This window comes from Streptomyces sp. NPDC032940, assembly GCF_040636935.1.
Taxonomy (GTDB): Bacteria; Actinomycetota; Actinomycetes; order Streptomycetales; family Streptomycetaceae; genus Streptomyces.
The window spans coordinates 156,178-173,932 of sequence record NZ_JBEZVJ010000009.1 but is presented as its reverse complement, the minus strand read 5'-3'; the positions used below and the strand labels follow the sequence as shown (position 1 = coordinate 173,932).

Annotated in this window: 13 protein-coding genes; 6 read left to right on the top strand and 7 right to left on the bottom strand. The window is 71.2% G+C overall.

Going from position 1 to position 17,755, the window contains the following annotated elements:
• Positions 1–19 precede the first annotated feature (19 nt).
• Positions 20–808 carry a serine protease gene (locus AB0E77_RS14900; protein WP_361569874.1) on the bottom strand — a complete coding sequence of 263 codons (789 nt, stop codon included), beginning with the start codon at positions 806–808 and terminating at the stop codon, positions 20–22.
• A 347-nt stretch (positions 809–1,155) separates the two neighbouring features.
• Here AB0E77_RS14900 and AB0E77_RS14895 point away from each other — a divergent pair, with 347 nt between their 5' ends.
• Positions 1,156–1,986: an alpha/beta hydrolase gene (locus AB0E77_RS14895; protein ID WP_361569872.1), complete on the top strand. Its 831-nt coding sequence runs from the start codon at positions 1,156–1,158 to the stop codon at positions 1,984–1,986.
• 208 nt (positions 1,987–2,194) lie between these two features.
• On the opposite strand, the gene AB0E77_RS14890 is transcribed toward AB0E77_RS14895, so the two are convergent.
• Together AB0E77_RS14890 and AB0E77_RS14885 are read right to left on the bottom strand one after the other, a co-directional pair.
• Entirely contained in the window at positions 2,195–5,005 is a 2,811-nt protein-coding gene (locus AB0E77_RS14890) for an AAA family ATPase (RefSeq protein WP_361569871.1), read from the bottom strand.
• A 239-nt stretch (positions 5,006–5,244) separates the two neighbouring features.
• Entirely contained in the window at positions 5,245–6,084 is an 840-nt protein-coding gene (locus AB0E77_RS14885) for a helix-turn-helix transcriptional regulator (protein WP_361569869.1), read from the bottom strand.
• Between the two features lie 124 nt (positions 6,085–6,208).
• Between AB0E77_RS14885 and AB0E77_RS14880 the strand changes: the two genes are divergently transcribed.
• The 3 genes from AB0E77_RS14880 (at position 6,209) to AB0E77_RS14870 (ending at position 10,473) form a co-directional block, all read left to right on the top strand.
• Positions 6,209–7,888, top strand: coding sequence for an AMP-binding protein (locus tag AB0E77_RS14880; RefSeq protein WP_361569867.1), 1,680 nt, complete (start codon positions 6,209–6,211; stop codon positions 7,886–7,888).
• On the top strand, positions 7,885–9,492 hold the full coding sequence (locus tag AB0E77_RS14875) for an AMP-binding protein (protein WP_361569865.1): 1,608 nt from the start codon (positions 7,885–7,887) through the stop codon (positions 9,490–9,492). Before AB0E77_RS14880 ends, AB0E77_RS14875 begins: the two co-directional genes overlap by 4 nt.
• A gap of 402 nt (positions 9,493–9,894) precedes the next feature.
• Positions 9,895–10,473, top strand: a complete 579-nt coding sequence (locus AB0E77_RS14870; RefSeq protein ID WP_361569864.1) for a GNAT family protein — start codon at positions 9,895–9,897, stop codon at positions 10,471–10,473.
• 310 nt (positions 10,474–10,783) lie between these two features.
• On the opposite strand, the gene AB0E77_RS14865 is transcribed toward AB0E77_RS14870, so the two are convergent.
• The 3 genes from AB0E77_RS14865 to AB0E77_RS14855 form a co-directional block, all read right to left on the bottom strand.
• The gene (locus AB0E77_RS14865; RefSeq protein ID WP_361569862.1) at positions 10,784–11,347 is read right to left on the bottom strand and encodes a hypothetical protein; all 564 of its coding nucleotides are present in this window, start codon (positions 11,345–11,347) and stop codon (positions 10,784–10,786) included.
• Positions 11,344–13,512 (bottom strand): hypothetical protein, encoded by a 2,169-nt coding sequence (locus tag AB0E77_RS14860; RefSeq protein WP_361569860.1) that lies wholly within the window; start codon positions 13,510–13,512, stop codon positions 11,344–11,346. The genes AB0E77_RS14865 and AB0E77_RS14860 overlap by 4 nt, the downstream gene beginning before the upstream one ends.
• A 64-nt stretch (positions 13,513–13,576) precedes the next feature.
• Complete coding sequence (locus tag AB0E77_RS14855) at positions 13,577–14,002, bottom strand: hypothetical protein (protein ID WP_361569858.1); 426 nt, start codon at positions 14,000–14,002, stop codon at positions 13,577–13,579.
• A 461-nt stretch (positions 14,003–14,463) separates the two neighbouring features.
• Here AB0E77_RS14855 and AB0E77_RS14850 point away from each other — a divergent pair, with 461 nt between their 5' ends.
• Positions 14,464–15,063, top strand: coding sequence for an N-acetyltransferase (locus AB0E77_RS14850; RefSeq protein ID WP_361569856.1), 600 nt, complete (start codon positions 14,464–14,466; stop codon positions 15,061–15,063).
• 12 nt (positions 15,064–15,075) lie between these two features.
• Here AB0E77_RS14850 and AB0E77_RS14845 read toward each other — a convergent pair whose 3' ends face one another.
• Complete coding sequence (locus AB0E77_RS14845; RefSeq protein WP_361569854.1) at positions 15,076–15,762, bottom strand: hypothetical protein; 687 nt, start codon at positions 15,760–15,762, stop codon at positions 15,076–15,078.
• Positions 15,763–15,970: 208 nt separating this feature from the next.
• Here AB0E77_RS14845 and gcl point away from each other — a divergent pair, with 208 nt between their 5' ends.
• Positions 15,971–17,755: a glyoxylate carboligase gene (gene gcl, locus AB0E77_RS14840; protein WP_361569852.1), complete on the top strand. Its 1,785-nt coding sequence runs from the start codon at positions 15,971–15,973 to the stop codon at positions 17,753–17,755.

Here is a 17,755-nt window from a genome sequence, read left to right as displayed (position 1 = left end):
GAGTCCTGCTGGGGCGGGGCTAGGAGGTGACCTGCGCGGTCACCAGGTCCGAGAAGGTGGTCAGCCGGGAGTAGACTCCCGGGTAGCCGGCCCGGGCGCAGCCCTCGCCCCAGGAAGTGATCCCTGCCAGGACGCCCCCTATGAGAAGGGGCCCGCCGCTGTCGCCCTGGCAGGTGTCCACGCCGCCGGAGGTGTATCCGGCGCAGACCATGTCGCTCGCGACGAAGTCGGAGCCGTAGGAGGTGCGGCAGCCGGAGTCGGACACGATCGGCACGGTCGCGGTCCGCAGCTGGTTGGAGGAGCTGCCGTTCTCCCGGGTCGTGCCCCAGCCGAGGACGCGGGCGGTGGTGCCGGCCGCGTAGACGGAGGTGTCCGAGGAGGAGACGTACGACGCCGGCGTGTACGGCATCGACGTCGACAGGGTCAGCACGGCCACGTCGTCGCCGTTGGTGGCGTCGGTGTAGGCCGGGTCGATCCAGATCTTGCTGACCTGGGCGACCGTGCCGTTGGTGCCGTTGAGGTAGGTGCGCCCGCCGACGACGCGCACGCTGCGGGTGGTCTCGCCGACCATGCAGTGGGCGGCCGTGACCACCTTGGTGGGGGAGACGAGGGTGCCGCCGCAGAACTGGTTCTGCGAGGCGTCGGTGATCTGCATGACGAACGGGTAGGCGCTGGTCGTGGTGGTCGTACCGCCCACGATGGGCTGCGGCGCGGCCTGTGCGGCGGGGGCGGCCAGCAGGGCGGCCGCGGCGGCGGCGGTGGTGGCCAGGGCGGCGGCGGTCGATCTGGCGCGAGTGAGCCCGGACATGAGTCTCCTCAGGATTGCCGGTGGGGGGCGCCCGGGTGTGGGGGGTGTGCACGGGGGTCTCGGGACAGACCCCCGTAATGCCCGGGCGAGCGGCACGCCCTCACGCTAGAACCGACGGCACCGGCCCCCCAATGAGGGAAGCCCCTAAGGGAGTCGGGCAGGGATAACCCTCGGTCGGCCCCCGCCAAACCCCTCGCCGGACACCCGGCCCCGCCGCCCTTCTCCGACGTGCCGCGGGGCGTCCCGGTTCCCTTCCCGCCGCTCCTCCTGCGATGCCTTGACAGTCGAGGCTAACGGTGTTAGCTTCAAGCTAACAATGTTAGCCAGTTCTCGAACCGGGGGATGCCATGACCGAGTACCTTGCCGTCGACGGCGGCACGATCGCCTACGAGGTGACCGGGAACGGCCCCCTGATCGTGCTCGCCCACGGCGTGGGCGACAGCCGCGCCGCCTACCGTGCCGTCGCCCCCGCCCTGGTGGCGGCCGGCCACCGCGTCGCCGCCGTCGACCTGCGCGGCTGCGGCGAGTCCAGCGTCGACTGGCCCGCCTGGAGCCGCACCGACATCGCCGGCGACCTCCTCGCCCTGATCCGCCACCTCGGCGGACCGGCCGTCCTCGTGGGCCACTCGGTCTCCGGCGGCGCCGCCACCATCGCCGCCGCACGGGAACCCGCCCTGGTCACAGCCGTCGTGGAGCTGGCGCCGTTCACCCGCAAGCAGTCGGTCCGCCTCGGCGACCTGCGGGTGAGGCGCTTCCGGCGGGGCATGCTGCGGCTGCTCGGCGCCGGGGTGTTCGGCAGCCTGCCGCTGTGGCGCTCGTACCTGGACGTGGCCTACCCCGGCCTCAGGCCGGCCGACTGGACCGAGCGGCTCGGCCGCATCGAGGCCCTGCTGCGCGAGCCCGGCCGGATGAAAGCCATGCAGGCCATGGGCCGCAGTGCCCCGACCGACGCCGGTGCGCGGCTCCCGGACGTCCGCTGCCCGGTCCTGGTCGTGATGGGCACCCTCGACCCCGACTGGGCCGACCCGCACGCCGAGGGCTCCGCGATCGTCGCCGCCCTGCCGCCAGGCCTCGGCCGCCTGGAGATGATCGAGGGCGCCGGCCACTACCCGCACGACCAGTTCCCCGACCGCGTCGCGGCGCTCACCCTGGACTTCGCCCGCGCGGCGGTGGCCTAGGGGCGTGTTCGCCCCAGGGGCTGTCTGACGATTCCCGTCGTCGCCCGAAGGGCGGCCGCGCGGCGTCAGGTGCGTGCTCTCGGCGTGCCGGCCCCGGACCCGCGTACTGGACGTACTCGGGTCCGAGGCCGGTGCGGCGAGTGGGGGTGCCCCCTCAGGGGGGAGCGTGCATGGCGTCGCGCGGCAGACGGGAATCGTCAGACAGCCCCTAGCCCCTGCGGCCCGCCGCCAGTCTGACGATGTCGACCCGTGACCGTATCCCGAGCTTGCGGTAGACCCGGGTCAGCGTCGCCTCGACCGTCTTGACGCTGACGAACAGCCGGGCGGCTATCTCCCGGTTGGTGGCACCCTCCATGACCAGCGACGCCACCTGACGCTCCATCGCGGCCAGCCCCGCCAGACAGTCCGGGGCCGCCGCGTGCCGCGCGGGGGCCGGCTCGGCCGCGGCCGCCCGCGCCGCGACGGCCGCCTCCACCTGCCGCAGCCAGGGCAGCGCCCGGCAGCGCCTGAAGAGCCGCGCCGCCTCGTCGTAGGACGTCGGCCCCGGCCGGTCCGCCCGCAGCTCCGCCAGCGTGAACGCCGCCCGCGCCTCCTCCAGCCCGAACCCCAGCTCGCCGAGCCGGTCCCGCGCCGACACCAACCGGGCCACGGCCGACCGGTGTTCGCCCCGCGCCGCCCGCAGCCGCGCCTCCGCCCGGTCCAGCACGGCCAGCACGCTCCCGCGGTCCAGCCGCAGCGCGTGCGCCCGCGTGACCTCGATGACCTCCTGCGCCTCCGCCGGCTGCCCGGTCAGCACCAGCGCCTCCGCGAGATCGCCCTGCCACCGGCCGCGCGCCGGGTCGGTGATGCCCGCGCCCGCCTCCAACTCCCGTACCCGGCGCAGCGCGTCCACGGCCGCACCGGCGTCGCCCGCCACCAGGTGGGCGTGACCGAGCGCGGCCAGCGCCCGGGAGAGATACACGGCGTCGCCGTCCTCCTCGGCCCGCCGCACCGCCTCCCGCGCCAGCGCCAGCGCCCGCTCCACGTCCCCGCCCGCGGCCTCCGCGAGCGCCGCCTGCATCGCCCCCGCCCCCTCGCCGATGCCCGCGTCCCGCGCCAGCGTCAGGCTCTCCCGGGCCAGTTCCAGGGCCCGGCCGCAGTGCCCGGCGTGCAGTTCGGTCTCGGAGAGGAAGCGCAGGTAGTGCACCTCGCTCTCGGCCATGCCGCGCCGCCGCGCCTCGCGCAGCAGCGCGGAGACGGTGGTCCGCGCCTCGGCCAGCCGGTCGCTCATCACCAGCCAGCGGTACCGCGTCGAGCCGGCCCCGTTGTGGTGGCAGGCCACCCGCGGGTCCTGCGGCTCCTGCCGCGCCCGCTCGATGGTCGTCGGCGCGTCCGGATGCCCCATCAGCGTCTCGGCCTGCGCCTGGAAGGCGAGCGCGAGCAGCTCGGTGCTGCGGTCCCCGGCCCGCGCCGCCAGCCGGGCCGCGTGCGCAGCCTCCTCCCGGCCCTGCGCGAAGTCGCCCTGCACCACCAGACCCCGCCAGGCCAGCTGGTAGTGGACCAGGGCCAGCAGCCGTGGGTCGTCGCCCGCGTCGGCCAGGGCCTGCGGGAAGACGGCGTCGACGTCGCCGATGGCCTGTCCGGCCGCCTCGATGACCACCATCCAGGCCCGCACGCGCTCGCCCGGCGCGGTGGCCCGGGTCAGCACCTCGCGGGCGACGTCCCGGGCGAGGTCGACCTCGCCCGCGGTGATCGCGTCCTCGGCGGCCTGGAGCCGGCGCTCGTCCGGACCCGGCGTGCCGTCCGCCGGGGTGTGCCGGGCCGCCAGCAGCCCCAGCGAGGCCGCCACCGACGGCGCACCGCGGTCCCGGGCCAGCGCGGCGGCCTCCGCGAGCCGCGCCGCCACCTCCGGGTCGGTGCCGATGGTGGCCAGCGCCAGATGCCGGGCCCGCTCGATCGGGTCCGACGCCGCCGTGGACAGCGCGGCGTGCGCGGCCCGCCGTTCCGGCGCCGGCGCCTCGGCGTACAGGGCGGCCGAGATCAGCGGATGCGCGAACCGTACGGCCGGGTCCTCCGGGTCGGTCGCCAGCAGACCCAGCGCGGCGGCCTGGGCGGTCTCGGCCTCGGCGCCCGCCCGGCCGGCCGCGTGCAGCAGGGCCGTGGTGGGCCGGGCACCCGCGCTGGCCACCAGCAGGGTGCGGCGGGCCTCCTCCGACAGCATCTCCAGCCGGCTGAGCACCAGCGCGCGCAGCGAGGTCGGCACCGGCAGCGCCTCGCCCGGCCGGGGCGGGGTGGGGCTCTCGGCCAGGGCACGGCCCAGCTCCAGCGCGAACAGCGGGTTGCCGCCGCTGGTGCGGTGGATGTCGCGGACCGTGGAACGGGGCAGCCCGGAGAAACCGCGCTGGTCGAGCAGCGCCGACACCTGGGCGCGGGTCAGCGGCTCCAGGCGCACCGCCCGGGTGTCCGGCGGCGAGGCGCGCAGATGACGGTCGTACTCCTGCCCGTCGGTCCGCACCGCGCACAGCAGCCGTACGGGGGTGTCGCCCAGCCGGCGGGCGGCGAAGCCGAGCAGCTCGGTGCTGGCCGGGTCCAGCCACTGCAGGTCGTCGGCGACGACGAGGACGGGGCCCTCGGCGGCGAGGGCGCGCAGCGCGGACAGCACGGCGAGGCGCAGCGCGAGCCCGTCCCGCTGGAGCGTGGACTCGCCGCGGCCCGTGAGGGCCGACTCCAGCGCGGTGCGCTGCGCGGCGGGCAGGGCGCCGGACACCTCGTCCAGGACCGGGCCGAGGAGGTCGGCGAGGGCGAGGAAGGGGAGATGTGATTCGGACTCCGTGGCCGAGCAGCGCAACACGGTCTGTGCCGTGCGGGCATATTCGGCGGCCAGTGTCCGCAGGACGGCCGACTTTCCAATTCCGGCGGGGCCGTGCAGGAGCACACTGCCCCCTCGCGCGAGCTGCTCACGGGCCGCGCCGAACGGTGCCTCCCGCCCGATGACCAGGTCCGAGCGGCACCCGGCAGGCTCCGTGAAGTCCCGTCGCACGGTGACCGCTCCCCTCGCGTGTCGTGTCCCGGCCAATATTAGGCGTCGGGGCAATGAATTACGGGGGACTGAGGAGGTGAGGGAAATAACAGGCGACGGAACCCAGAATACAAACCCCGGAGAATGCCCCTCCCGCCGGGTGCACGGAGCCTCCCTCCGCGGACCGCCTCCGCACCGTCACCCCCAGGGGCGCGGGGAACCGTGCGCCGGGCCCCGACGCCACGCACCCCACCCGACGACTACGGAAGGCACCCGGCCCGCCGGGCCGCCACCACCGCCTCCCCCCGCGTCCGCGCCCCCAGCTTCCGCATCGCCGACCGCAGATACCCCTTCACCGTCTCCGCCCCCACCCCCAGCCGTTCCGCGGCCACCGCGTTCGTCGCACCGGCGGCGACACACGCCAGCACGTCCACTTCCCGCGGAGCCAGCCGCACCCCGCCCCCCTGCACACCGGCGCCGCCCGCCAGCATCCCGCACGCCCGCAGCAGTTCCTCCCGCAGCGCCGGGTCCGGGATCCTCGGCGCCAGCGCCCGCAGCGCGGCATGCGCCTCCCGCACCTGCTCCCACGCCGCCGGGTCCGCCCGATCACGCGCCGGCTCGGGCCGGGCCGCCGCCAGCAGCTCACCCGCCTCGTCCCGCAGCACCAGCGCCTGCTCCACGTCCCGCGCCGCCTCCACGGCAGCGCTCAGCGTCCGGTCGCCCAGCGGCCGGGCCGTGCGCAGGGCGCCGTACAGCACACCGCGCACCCGGCGCCGTACCACCACCGGCACCGCCACCACCGAGCGCAGCCCCTCCGCGGCGACCGGGAGGTCGTACTCGTGGCTGATCTGCCGGGAGACGGAGTAGTCGGTGACCGCGCAGGGCCGGGTGAGCGCGACCGCCTTGCCGCCCAGACCGTTGCCGGAGGTCACCGCGAGGGCGCTGAGCGCGGCCGTCGCGGTGCCGCTGAGCTCGCTGATGCGCACCTGCCGGCGCCCGGACTCCACCAGCCCGCCGAAGGCGACCGGCAGCCCGGTGGTGCGCCGCAGCCGCACCAGCGCACTGCGGATCTCCCCCGTGTCAGCCGCGTCCACCGCCACTGCGCTCACTCCTTCGCGGCCCGTTCCGTCGCGCACACCCCCGTTCGGGGGTAGTGAGACCTGCATCACGGATTACACGATGGCAGAGAGCCGCCCGGCAATGGTCCGGCACCGAGGAGGACAGATGACGACGGCGACCGAACTGTTCCGCAGCGCACGCGATTTCCTGCTGGAACACCGCGAGGACTACGCCAGCGCCTACGAGGGCTTCACCTGGCCGCGCCCCCAGTACTTCAACTGGGCGCTGGACTGGTTCGACGTCATCGCCGAGGGCAACGAGCGCACGGCGCTGCACATCGTGGAGGAGGACGGCTCCGAGGTCCGGGTCTCCTTCGCGCAGATGTCGGCCCGCTCCGACCGTGTCGCGAACTGGCTGCGCGAGCGGGGCGTCCGCGCCGAGGACCGCATCCTCGTCATGCTCGGCAACCAGGCCGAGCTGTGGGAGACGGCCCTCGCGGCGATGAAGCTGCGCGCCGTGGTCATTCCGGCCACCACCCTCCTCGGCCCCGCCGACCTGCGTGACCGCGTCGACCGGGGCCGGGTGCGGCACGTCATCGCCCGCTCCGAGGACACCGGCAAGTTCGACGACGTACCCGGCGACTACACGCGCATCGCGGTCGGCGCCACCACGGCCCCGTCCCCCGGCTGGCTGGCGTACGAGGACGCAGCCTCGGCCCCGGCCGGCTTCGCCCCGGACGGCCCCACCGCCGCCGACGACCCGCTGATGCTCTACTTCACCTCGGGCACGACCGCCCGCCCCAAGCTGGTCGAGCACACCCACGTGTCGTACCCGGTCGGCCATCTGGCGACGATGTACTGGATCGGTCTGAAGCCGGGCGACGTGCACCTGAACATCTCCTCGCCCGGCTGGGCCAAGCACGCCTGGTCGAACCTGTTCGCGCCGTGGAACGCCGAGGCGACCGTCTTCCTGCACAACTACACCCGCTTCGACGCGGCCCGGCTGATGGCCGAGATGGACCGGGCCGGGGTGACGACGTTCTGCGCGCCGCCGACGGTGTGGCGGATGCTCATCCAGGCCGACCTGTCCCAGCTCGCCACCCCGCCGCGCGAGGTCGTCGCCGCCGGTGAGCCCCTCAACCCCGAGGTCATCGAGCAGGTCCGCCGGGCCTGGGGCGTCACCATCCGGGACGGCTTCGGACAGACCGAGACCGCCGTGCAGGTGTCCAACAGCCCCGGCCAGGTCCTGAAGACCGGCTCCATGGGCCGCCCCAGCCCGGGCTACCGCGTCGAACTCCTCGACCCGGTCACCGGCGCCCCCGGCGCCGAAGAGGGAGAGATCGCGCTCGACCTGTCGGGCCGCCCCGTCGGCCTGATGACGGGCTACCACGGCGACCCCGACCGCACCGCCGAGGCCATGGCCGGCGGCTACTACCGCACCGGCGACATCGGCTCCCGCGACGCCGACGGCTACCTCACCTATGTGGGCCGCGCCGACGACGTCTTCAAGGCCAGCGACTACAAGATCAGCCCCTTCGAGCTGGAGAGCGCCCTGCTGGAGCACGAGGCGGTCGCCGAGGCCGCGGTCGTGCCGGCCCCCGACGAGCTGCGGCTCGCGGTGCCGAAGGCCTACGTCGTCCTGGCGGCGGGCTGGGAGCCCGGCCCGGACACCGCGAAGGTCCTCTTCGAGCACTCCCGCGAGATCCTCGCCCCGTACAAGCGCGTGCGCCGCCTGGAGTTCGGCGAGCTGCCCAAGACCGTGTCCGGCAAGATCCGCCGCATCGAACTGCGCGAGGCCACGGCGGCCGGCTCCCCGGACGAGTACCGCGAGGAGGACTTCCGGTGACCGCACCGTCCTACGCCCACGGCACCAGCGAGACCCCGCTCCTCGGCGACACCATCGGCGCCAACCTCGACCGGGCGATCGCCGCCCACCCGGACCGCGAGGCCCTGGTCGACGTGCCGTCCGGCCGGCGCTGGACGTACGCCGAGTTCGGCGCCGCCGTCGACGAGGTGGCGCGCGGACTGCTGGCGAAGGGCGTCACCAAGGGCGACCGGGTCGGCATCTGGGCGGTCAACTGCCCCGAGTGGGTCCTCGTCCAGTACGCCACCGCCCGCATCGGCGTCATCATGGTGAACGTCAACCCGGCCTACCGGGCACACGAGCTGGAGTACGTGCTCAAGCAGTCCGGCATCAGCGTGCTCGTCGCCTCCCTCGCCCACAAGAGCAGCGACTACCGCGCGATCGTGGACCAGGTCCGCGGCCGGTGCCCGGCGCTGCGTGAGACGGTGTACATCGGCGACGCCTCCTGGGACGCGCTGACGGCGGGCGCGGCGTCGGTGCCGCAGGAGCGGGTGGACGCGCTCGCCGCCGAGCTGAGCTGCGACGACCCGGTCAACATCCAGTACACCTCGGGCACGACCGGCTTCCCCAAGGGCGCCACCCTCTCGCACCACAACATCCTCAACAACGGCTACTGGGTGGGCCGTACGGTCGGCTACACGGAGCGGGACCGGGTCTGTCTGCCGGTCCCCTTCTACCACTGCTTCGGCATGGTCATGGGCAACCTGGGCGCCACCTCCCACGCCGCCTGCATCGTCATCCCGGCCCCGTCCTTCGAGCCGGCGGCGACGCTGGAGGCGGTGCAGCGGGAGCGGTGCACGTCGCTGTACGGCGTCCCGACCATGTTCATCGCGGAGCTGAACCACCCGGACTTCGCGTCGTACGACCTCTCCACGCTGCGCACCGGCATCATGGCGGGCTCGCCGTGCCCGGTGGAGGTGATGAAACGGGTGGTCGCCGAGATGCACATGGAGCAGGTCTCCATCTGCTACGGCATGACGGAGACCTCCCCGGTCTCCCTGCAGACCCGCATGGACGACGACCTCGAACACCGCACCGGCACCGTCGGCCGTGTACTGCCCCACATCGAGGTCAAGGTCGTCGACCCGGTCACCGGCGTGACCGTCCCCCGCGGCGAGGCCGGCGAGCTGCGCACCCGCGGCTACAGCGTGATGCTCGGCTACTGGGACGAGCCGGAGAAGACCGCCGAGGCGATCGACCAGGGCCGCTGGATGCACACCGGCGACCTCGCGACGATGCGCGAGGACGGCTACGTGGAGATCGTCGGCCGCATCAAGGACATGATCATCCGCGGCGGGGAGAACATCTACCCCCGTGAGGTGGAGGAGTTCCTCTACGCCCACCCGAAGATCGCGGACGTCCAGGTCGTCAGCGTCCCGCACGAGCGCTACGGCGAGGAGGTCCTGGCCTGCGTGATCCCCCGCGACCCGGCCGACCCCCTGACCCTCGACGAACTGCGCACGTACTGCGACGGCCAACTGGCCCACTACAAGATCCCGAGCCGCGTACAGAACCTGGACGCCTTCCCGATGACGGTCTCGGGGAAGGTGCGCAAGATCGAGCTGCGGGAGACGTACGGCAACTAGCGCGATGACCGCGGGCGTTCACCGGGCCGCCGATCAGGACGGGCGACCCGGCGCGCCGTGCCGTCGCCACGCGGTGGTGGGCGCGGAGCGTGGGCGACGCCGTCCGTCTCGTCGTGCCGTTGCTGTCCGTGCCGCACCGGTCCCGGCCTTCCTGACGCCGGGACCGGTGCGGCCGTGGGGGAGCGGGTGATGACCGCCTGCTACCTGCCGTTGGTCGCGCGGGGGCCGCTGTCGGCCGTCGTCACCGTGCACTACTGCCGGCGTCGCACTCGTCCTTGACCGCCGTCGCGGTCCACGTGGGGCGGCATCTCGAGGCCACGAGGAGGCCCCCACCGGGAAACCCCGTTGCGCGGGACCCCCGGCCGATGTCTGATGGGGCGGCCGCCGATCAGGGAGGGAAACATGACGGTGCCGCTGCCCACCCCCACGTTGCACACACCGCGTCTTCGACTGCGGGCCTTCGAGGACACGGATGCGGACGACCTCTTCGCACTGCACAGCAACCCGCACATCCTGCGGTACTGGGACTCGCCGCCGTGGACCGAGCGTTCGCGGGCCGAGACGTTCCTCGGGGTGTGCCGGCGGGTGGAGCGGGAGGGTACCGGGGCGCGGCTGGCCGCGGAGCGGGTCTCCGACGGGGCGTTCATCGGCTGGTGCAACCTGGGGAGCTGGAACCCGGACTTCCGCAGTGCGGTGTTCGGCTACTGCTACGACGATGCGGTGTGGGGGCAGGGCTACGCCACCGAGGCCGCCCGTGCTGTGCTGGGGTGGGCCTTCGACACGCTGGACCTGAACCGTGTCCAGGCCGAGGTCGACACCCGCAACGCGCCGTCCGCCCGTGTGCTGGAGAAGCTCGGCTTCGTGCGGGAGGGGACGTTGCGCGAGGACTGCGTCGTCAACGGCGACGTCTCCGACTCGTGGATCTACGGGCTGCTCCGACGTGACTGGCAGCCGTCGGCCCGGCCGGTTCCCACCCACTGAGTTCCAGCGCTCGGCACGCGGAACCGGCTACCTGCGGCTGACACCGCGAGGAGGGCAGTCGGTGACGGCCGTGTCCGCGGTGCGAGCGGCGCCTCCGGTGTCCCGGTCGCGGGCCGTGGCGGGAGCGGAGGTGTTCTGCGGGACCGTCAGACGTTCCTGTCGCCGGTCGCCCGTGGGCGGGCGGCGACTCGAAACACCGCCTCGCGCCCACGGACACGACGCTCCGCCCTGCCTGACCTGCGGCCGTCCGGTGCGGTGCCGACGGCCGCCGAGATCATGAGGCGCTGGCCTCAAGAGGGACGGGTTCTCCTCACCTGCACCAGGCCTCGGTCAGGTCGGGGATGTAGGAACGCAGGAATCGTTCCAAGTCCGCTCGGTGATCGGCCGCTTTGTCGGAGTCCTTGACCGCGGCAGCGGTATGAATCTTCAGCACCAGGTGCGTAAACGGGAAGTCAGGCATCTCTTCCTGGGGTTGACCGGGTCGGGGCCGGCACGTCATCCATGCCACGGCGCCGCCGTCCCCGACTCCCGCGCTCGTCACGGGCCTTTCCAGGGAGATTTTCCTGAAGTTCCGGAACTCCTCTTCCCCGGATTTCGCGGCGTCATCGACTGCAACGTCGCGCGCCACCGTCATGGCCAGCTCCGTCTTCTTCTCGACGACCACCCGGCACGTATGGCGTTCCCAGTCGTGGGCCCCCTCTGTGACTGCTCCCTCTTCCCCCGGGGGAAGGAGCGACTTCAGCGCCGACTGGTCGACTCCGACGCCGCACATTTGTGAGGGAATCGCATAGCCGTATCCCGGTTTGCCGCTCGAGCAGCCGGAAGCGAGGAGAGCGGCAGTTACGAGTATGCCGCAGAGGTGGATACGTTTCATGAGCCCTTACCTGCCAGACCGCGAGCAGTACTGTTCCCGTCGTTCACAGTGCCATTTATTTTCGAGATCGTGGTGTCTATCGATTCACCATCGAGGTGATTGGGGTTTGCCTGTCTCCAGATATCGGCCAAAGCTGCGACGCGCTTTTCCTGGTCGAGGGAGGACTCTGTATTGTCATGCGCCAGTCCATCGTTGATTCTCTGAGTCTCGTCCTCGAGCCATCTGGATGTCAGGACATCGACGCCGCGCTGCGCGGCATCACCTGCATGCGGGATGAAGTTCACGACACCGCCCCAGGTGTGATAGTCCATTTTCGCTTCCCAGGCGGCCTTGCTCTTGGCGTCGTCGGCATCCACGGCCAGCCCTTGGTATCTGGCTTCTTCCAGGAATCCGACGGTATGGCCTGCTTTTCTCCACGTCTCTTCATGGCCGCCCACTCCGGTGTTGATGTCGTGGACGATTTCCCGGTTGATGGAGTCCTGCAGCGTGAAGTAGGAAAAGCGGTCGCGTGAGATCTGCTTCGCCACTTCGAGGACTTCGCTGCGGTCCAGCGGACTGCGCGACTCGAGCTGGGCGCTCGCCGTTGCGTGCACCTCGTCGCCGTAGTTGCCCATGACCATCGCCATCGGGGTGCGCAGGCTCGGCGGGAAGTCGTTGCCCTCCGCGGACAGGTGCTTCAGGGTGTTCTCGAACACGCGGTTGTTGGCTTCGGAGTGCTGGACGAAACCGCTGCCCGAGTTGTTCGGGTCGATGCCCGTCGTTGCTGCCACCAACGCTGCGCCGAACCCGGCTCTGCCCTGCGCATCCTCGATGTCCGAACTGCGAAGGGGGTCGCCCCACATGCTGTCGGGGTCGTGCGGGTTGCGCATGTGGGGGTTTCCGTCGACGACATCCCAGTCCCGCTTCCTCGTCAGGTACTCCAGTCGGTCGTTTCCTTCCTTCTTTCCGTCGTCCGGGTGGGGATCGGACTCGGGATCGAGGAACGTTGCCGATGCCTCTGGGTCCTCGCTCATGATGCCGAGAAGGCCGTCGAGGGGGTCGTTCGCGAACCACTCGTCACGTGAGGTGACGAACGCCTTGGGCAGATCCCAGTTGTCGTCGCCCTTGTCCGCCTTCTCGGCGGCGATCAGATCGTCTCCAAGGTCGTGCATCAAGTGGGCCGGGTACCCTTCGCCGTGTTGCATCAGCGTGACAAGGGACTGGTATCCGCGGACCTTCTCGCCCTGCCACTCGTACCGCTTCATGCCGGCTTCCTTCAGGCCGGCATGAAAGTCCTTGTAGAACTTCGAATTCCGGTCCTTCGTGGCGGTGGCCAGCGCGTTGGCAAGTCCCTGCTCGGCTCCCAGGTAATGCTGCTTGTTCCCCGTGTCCGAGTCGTAGGCGAAGGTGTTGAGCTGATTGGTGATCTTGATGGTCCCCTCGGGGTCCAGGTGGTTGAGTACTGTCTGGCTGAACTTTGTGTCATCGGAGTTGTCGCGCATCAGTCGCGCCCATTCCTCCGGGTCGGCCGGTTTTTCCCCCGCCAGGATCTGGTCCGCGTACTTGTTCGCCTCGCGTGCCTCGACGACTTCAATGTCTCCGACCGCGTCGGCGTTGAAGTCGTGACCGGTACCGCGAGCAGTGTCAAACATCTCCTCGAAGAAGTTTTTGATGCCGGCGGCATCCCGAAGCGCCAGTTTGGCGCCTTGGTCCGCGTCATCCACTGCTTGTACTGCTGCGGCAACAGCAGTTGTCCAGCTGGCCTCCAGCATGGCGCGCTCTGTAGCGTCCCAGAGGAAGCCGCTTCCTGTGTCCTTCGCCTTGCTGGTATCGAGGTGTGCCTGCCCCTTGGCGTCTATATGTATATGTGCTTCCTTGGCCGACTCGACCAGGTTCTTGACTGCCTGTATGCGCTCGGTGAACTGTGCATGGATGTCTCGAAGGATGCCCCCGATGGCTCGTGCCTCGACGGCACCGGCGTCGAACTGCTTCCGCGTCGCGGAGAAGCGCGTCTCGGCGGTTCCTGCGCTGATCCCTACCCAGCCACCGTCCGAGGCAACGGCTTGAACATTGTCCCCGTATAGTTCGCCCAGGTCCTCGAAGCCGTCCGCCATCTGCTCCCATGAGACGGCTGCCGTGGTGAGAGGGGCCAGTCGGATCGTCATCACGTCTTGATACGTCAGCATGTCTGTCTCCCCGTAGTCTCGGTGCTGAAGCCGCTCCGTGTGTGCGAGCAGCGGGATGTCGAGATCAGACGTCCCTGCGTGGATCTGGCCCAAGCGGGTTTATGCGTGCGAGGGAACTCTCCACGTCGTGTTCGACGAACTGGAAGCCTTTCTTCGTCTTGCTCAGAGCGGCCTGGTCGTGGGCGAGGCGTTCTTGAAGCCCCTTCACCTGGAGGGCCCATTCGTCGTGTGCGTCCTTGAGGCCGGATCCGGTCGCCCAGCCGTTGAACGTTCGCTCTGCCGCGTCGGTGTCCTCGTCGGCATGGGTTCCCGTCTTGTCCAGACCGGGGCGGATCGCTTCTACAAGGGCCTTGATCGCCTTCTGCTTGCCCTGGGAGTTCGTCTTGAGGTCGGGCCGGCCGGTGGCGCCTTGCGCGCTGTTCAACTGCGTGTGACGGTCCTGACGTTGTGCTACCGCAGCCTTGATCTGCTCCCATTCATCCCAAGCCATCGGATCCTCCGTACTCATCGAGGTATGTGATCGCGTCGCCAGTCCGACCACTGGCAAGGCAGGAGCATGCGAAGCCACGGATGGGAGCGGCGGTGAATGGGGCACGCCGCGATCCTGCCGGCAGCACCGGATAACCCTGTCGTCCTGATGGCGACGGCATCGTGCGAACGGCTCGGGCCGGTGCCTCGTCGGGCCCGTGTGTCCACTGCACGACACGTGCCGGACGACGCCTCCGTGGTCGTGACGAACCCGTCTCCCCCCTCCGCCACAGCAGCCCCTCCCGTTGGCCTGGCGTGAACGAACATCCTAGCGAGAGGCGTGTTCGTCCGGCGTTGCAGTGTCTCGGGGCGTGCCGGCGGACGGAGCAGGAGGGGTACCGGGGCGCGGCCGGCCGTGATGCGGTACTCCCACGGTGCGTAATTGCCTCGCACCGTGCCGGCTCCCGGTCTACCCTCTCGGCCATGACGTCAGACGAGGCGCTCGTGGCATCCCGTATCGCTTCCGCCGGCGCGGGGCTCGCGGTCCGCGACGAAACCGCTGACGATCAGCGAGACGTGCGCGATCTGCATACGCGGGCCTTCGGTGACGGTGAGCGGGTTCCCGGGCTCGTGGAGGCGCTGCGCGTCGCCGAGGCCGAGCTCGCGCCGATGTCCTTTGTCGCCGTCCTCGGCGGCCGGGTCGTCGGGCACGTCCTGATGAGCGCGGCGCGGCTGGACGCTCCGCGCCGGATCGTGGACGTCCTGACGCTGTCACCGCTGGGGGTGCTTCCGGAGCACCAGGGGCGGGGGATCGGGACGCGGCTCGTCGCCCACGCCCTCGCGGCGGCCGACAGCCGGGGTGTGCCGCTGGTGTTTGTGGAGGGTTCGCCGCACTACTACGGCGCGCGCGGCTTCGAGGGGGCTCGCGCGCTCGGTTTCCGGTCGCCGTCGCTGCGTATCCCGGACGCCGCGTTCCAGGTCGCCCGGCTGTCCGCGCACGAGCCGTGGATGACGGGCACCTTCGTCTACTCGGACGTCTTCTGGACCCTCGACTGCGTCGGCCTGCGCGACCCCGAGGACTGACCGGCGCGCAGCTCAGCCGGCCCTCGCGTCCAGTGCGACCGCCGGCGCGTTGACCGGGCGGACCGTGCCCGAGGGGTCGAGGAGGAACAGCGGGACCTCCAGCCGCCCGGCGCGGGTGCGGGCCTCCTCGGTGTACCCGGCGAGGGAGAAGTAGAGGCCCTGCGCGGGTTCCGCCATGGCCGTCAGCCACAGGCACTCCACGTCCCGCACCGTGGCCGGGCCCGCCGTCGCGTCCACGTGGACCACGACGCCCGGTGCCGCCAGTCCGATCCCCGCCGGGGGACGCTGGTCGGCGCGGCGTACGTCCCGGTGGCCGAGGCCCCGCAGGTACAGCACGGCGGCGGTGACCGCGTCGCGGGCCGTGCGGATCGGGACCGCCCGGTGGGCCGGCACCCGTGAGCCGGGAGGCCGGCCGGTGCGGCCCGCGGCCGTCGGGTCCACCGGCACGCACAGCACCGTGCCGCACGGACACCCCAGTTCCGGACGCGGCCACCGGCTCTCCGCCCCGCAGGCCGTGCAGCGCACCCCGATCCACTCCTCCTCCCAGACCCGCCGGGTGACCACCGTCGGGGTCCCCCGGGGATCCAGCGGCGGGGCGACGGGCGTGCCGCACGCGCACGGATACGTCGGTGCCGTGTAGCGGTGCCGGCGCCCGCAGGCGGCGCAGCACACCGGGATGGTCTCGGCCATGGCCCCCATCGTCCTCCGGACACCCTCGTCCTGTCCGTGTCTTGGCGGCATGCGTTCCGGCTGTCCCGGACGCCCGTGTCTCTTGACTGCCCCCTGCCGTCCACTTACATTACTTCCAGATCGTAGAAAGCAAATTTCGCTATACGGAAAAGCTAAGGATCTGCTCACCGCGGGGCGCGCCGGGAGTGAAATCCGACAGCCGAAGCAGGAGTACTCGATGGCTCGTATGACCGCTGCCCGAGCGGCAGTTGAGATCCTCAAGCGCGAGGGCGTCACCGACGCGTTCGGTGTGCCGGGCGCGGCGATCAACCCCTTCTACGCGGCGCTCAAGGCCTCCGGCGGCGTCAACCACACCCTCGCCCGGCACGTCGAGGGCGCCTCGCACATGGCCGAGGGCTACACCCGGACCCACGCCGGCAACATCGGCGTCTGCATCGGCACCTCCGGGCCGGCCGGCACCGACATGATCACCGGTCTGTACTCGGCGATCGGCGACTCGATCCCGATCCTCTGCATCACCGGCCAGGCGCCGACCGCGGTGATCCACAAGGAGGACTTCCAGGCCGTCGACATCGCCTCCATCGCCAAGCCGGTGACGAAGATGGCCGTCACCGTCCTGGAGGCCGCGCAGGTCCCGGGCGTCTTCCAGCAGGCCTTCCACCTCATGCGCTCCGGCCGCCCCGGCCCGGTCCTGATCGACCTGCCGATCGACGTCCAGATGACGGAGATCGAGTTCGACCCCGAGACCTACGAGCCGCTCCCGGTCTACCGGCCGGCCGCCAGCCGTGCCCAGATCGAGAAGGCCATCGGCCTGCTCAACGCCTCCGAGCGCCCCCTGATCGTGGCCGGCGGCGGTGTCATCAACGCCGACGCCGCCGACCTCCTCGTGGAGTTCGCCGAGCTGACCGGCACCCCCGTCGTGCCGACCCTGATGGGCTGGGGCCTGCTGCCCGACGACCACGAGCTGAACGCCGGCATGGTCGGCCTCCAGACCTCGCACCGCTACGGCAACGCGACCTTCCTGGAGTCCGACTTCGTCCTCGGCATCGGCAACCGCTGGGCCAACCGCCACACCGGCAAGCTGGACGTCTACACCGCCGGACGGAAGTTCGTCCACGTCGACGTCGAGCCCACCCAGATCGGCAAGATCTTCGCCCCGGACTACGGCATCGCCTCCGACGCCAAGGTCGCGCTCGAGCTGTTCGTCGAGGTCGCCAAGGAGCTGAAGGCGGCCGGCAAGCTGCCCGACCGCTCCGCGTGGGCCGCCTCCGCGCAGGAGCGCAAGGCCACGCTCCAGCGCCGTACGCACTTCGACGACATCCCGATCAAGCCGCAGCGCGTCTACGAGGAGATGAACAAGGCCTTCGGCCCGGAGACCCGGTACGTCTCCACCATCGGCCTCTCCCAGATCGCCGGCGCCCAGATGCTGCACGTCTACCGTCCGCGGCACTGGATCAACTGCGGCCAGGCCGGCCCCCTCGGCTGGACGGTCCCGGCCGCGCTCGGCGTCGCCAAGGCCGACCCGGATGCCCAGGTCGTGGCGCTCTCCGGCGACTACGACTTCCAGTTCATGATCGAGGAACTGGCCGTCGGCGCGCAGCACAAGATCCCTTACGTGCACGTCCTGGTCAACAACTCCTACCTGGGCCTGATCCGTCAGGCGCAGCGGGCGTTCGACATCGACTTCCAGGTCAAGCTGGAGTTCGAGAACATCAACTCGCCCGAGCTGGGCGTCTACGGCGTCGACCACGTCAAGGTCGCCGAGGGGCTGGGCTGCAAGGCGATCCGCGTGACCGACCCGAACGAGCTGGGCGCGGCCCTGGAGCAGGCCAAGAAGCTGGCCGCCGAGCACCAGGTCCCGGTCGTCGTCGAGGCCATCCTGGAGCGCGTCACCAACATCTCCATGTCGGGCACCAACGACATCAGCAACGTCGTGGAGTTCGAGGAGGTCGCCACCGAGCCGGGGCACGCCCCGACGGCGATCCGCACGCTGAAGGTCTGA

Coding starts and splice junctions, on each gene's coding strand:
- AB0E77_RS14860 (WP_361569860.1), bottom strand. CDS start 13,512: ATGCTGACGTATCAAGACGTGATGACGATCCGACTGGCCCCTCTCACC.
- gcl (WP_361569852.1), top strand. CDS start 15,971: ATGGCTCGTATGACCGCTGCCCGAGCGGCAGTTGAGATCCTCAAGCGC.
- AB0E77_RS14850 (WP_361569856.1), top strand. CDS start 14,464: ATGACGTCAGACGAGGCGCTCGTGGCATCCCGTATCGCTTCCGCCGGC.
- AB0E77_RS14865 (WP_361569862.1), bottom strand. CDS start 11,347: ATGAAACGTATCCACCTCTGCGGCATACTCGTAACTGCCGCTCTCCTC.
- AB0E77_RS14870 (WP_361569864.1), top strand. CDS start 9,895: ATGACGGTGCCGCTGCCCACCCCCACGTTGCACACACCGCGTCTTCGA.
- AB0E77_RS14900 (WP_361569874.1), bottom strand. CDS start 808: ATGTCCGGGCTCACTCGCGCCAGATCGACCGCCGCCGCCCTGGCCACC.
- AB0E77_RS14880 (WP_361569867.1), top strand. CDS start 6,209: ATGACGACGGCGACCGAACTGTTCCGCAGCGCACGCGATTTCCTGCTG.
- AB0E77_RS14845 (WP_361569854.1), bottom strand. CDS start 15,762: ATGGGGGCCATGGCCGAGACCATCCCGGTGTGCTGCGCCGCCTGCGGG.
- AB0E77_RS14855 (WP_361569858.1), bottom strand. CDS start 14,002: ATGGCTTGGGATGAATGGGAGCAGATCAAGGCTGCGGTAGCACAACGT.
- AB0E77_RS14895 (WP_361569872.1), top strand. CDS start 1,156: ATGACCGAGTACCTTGCCGTCGACGGCGGCACGATCGCCTACGAGGTG.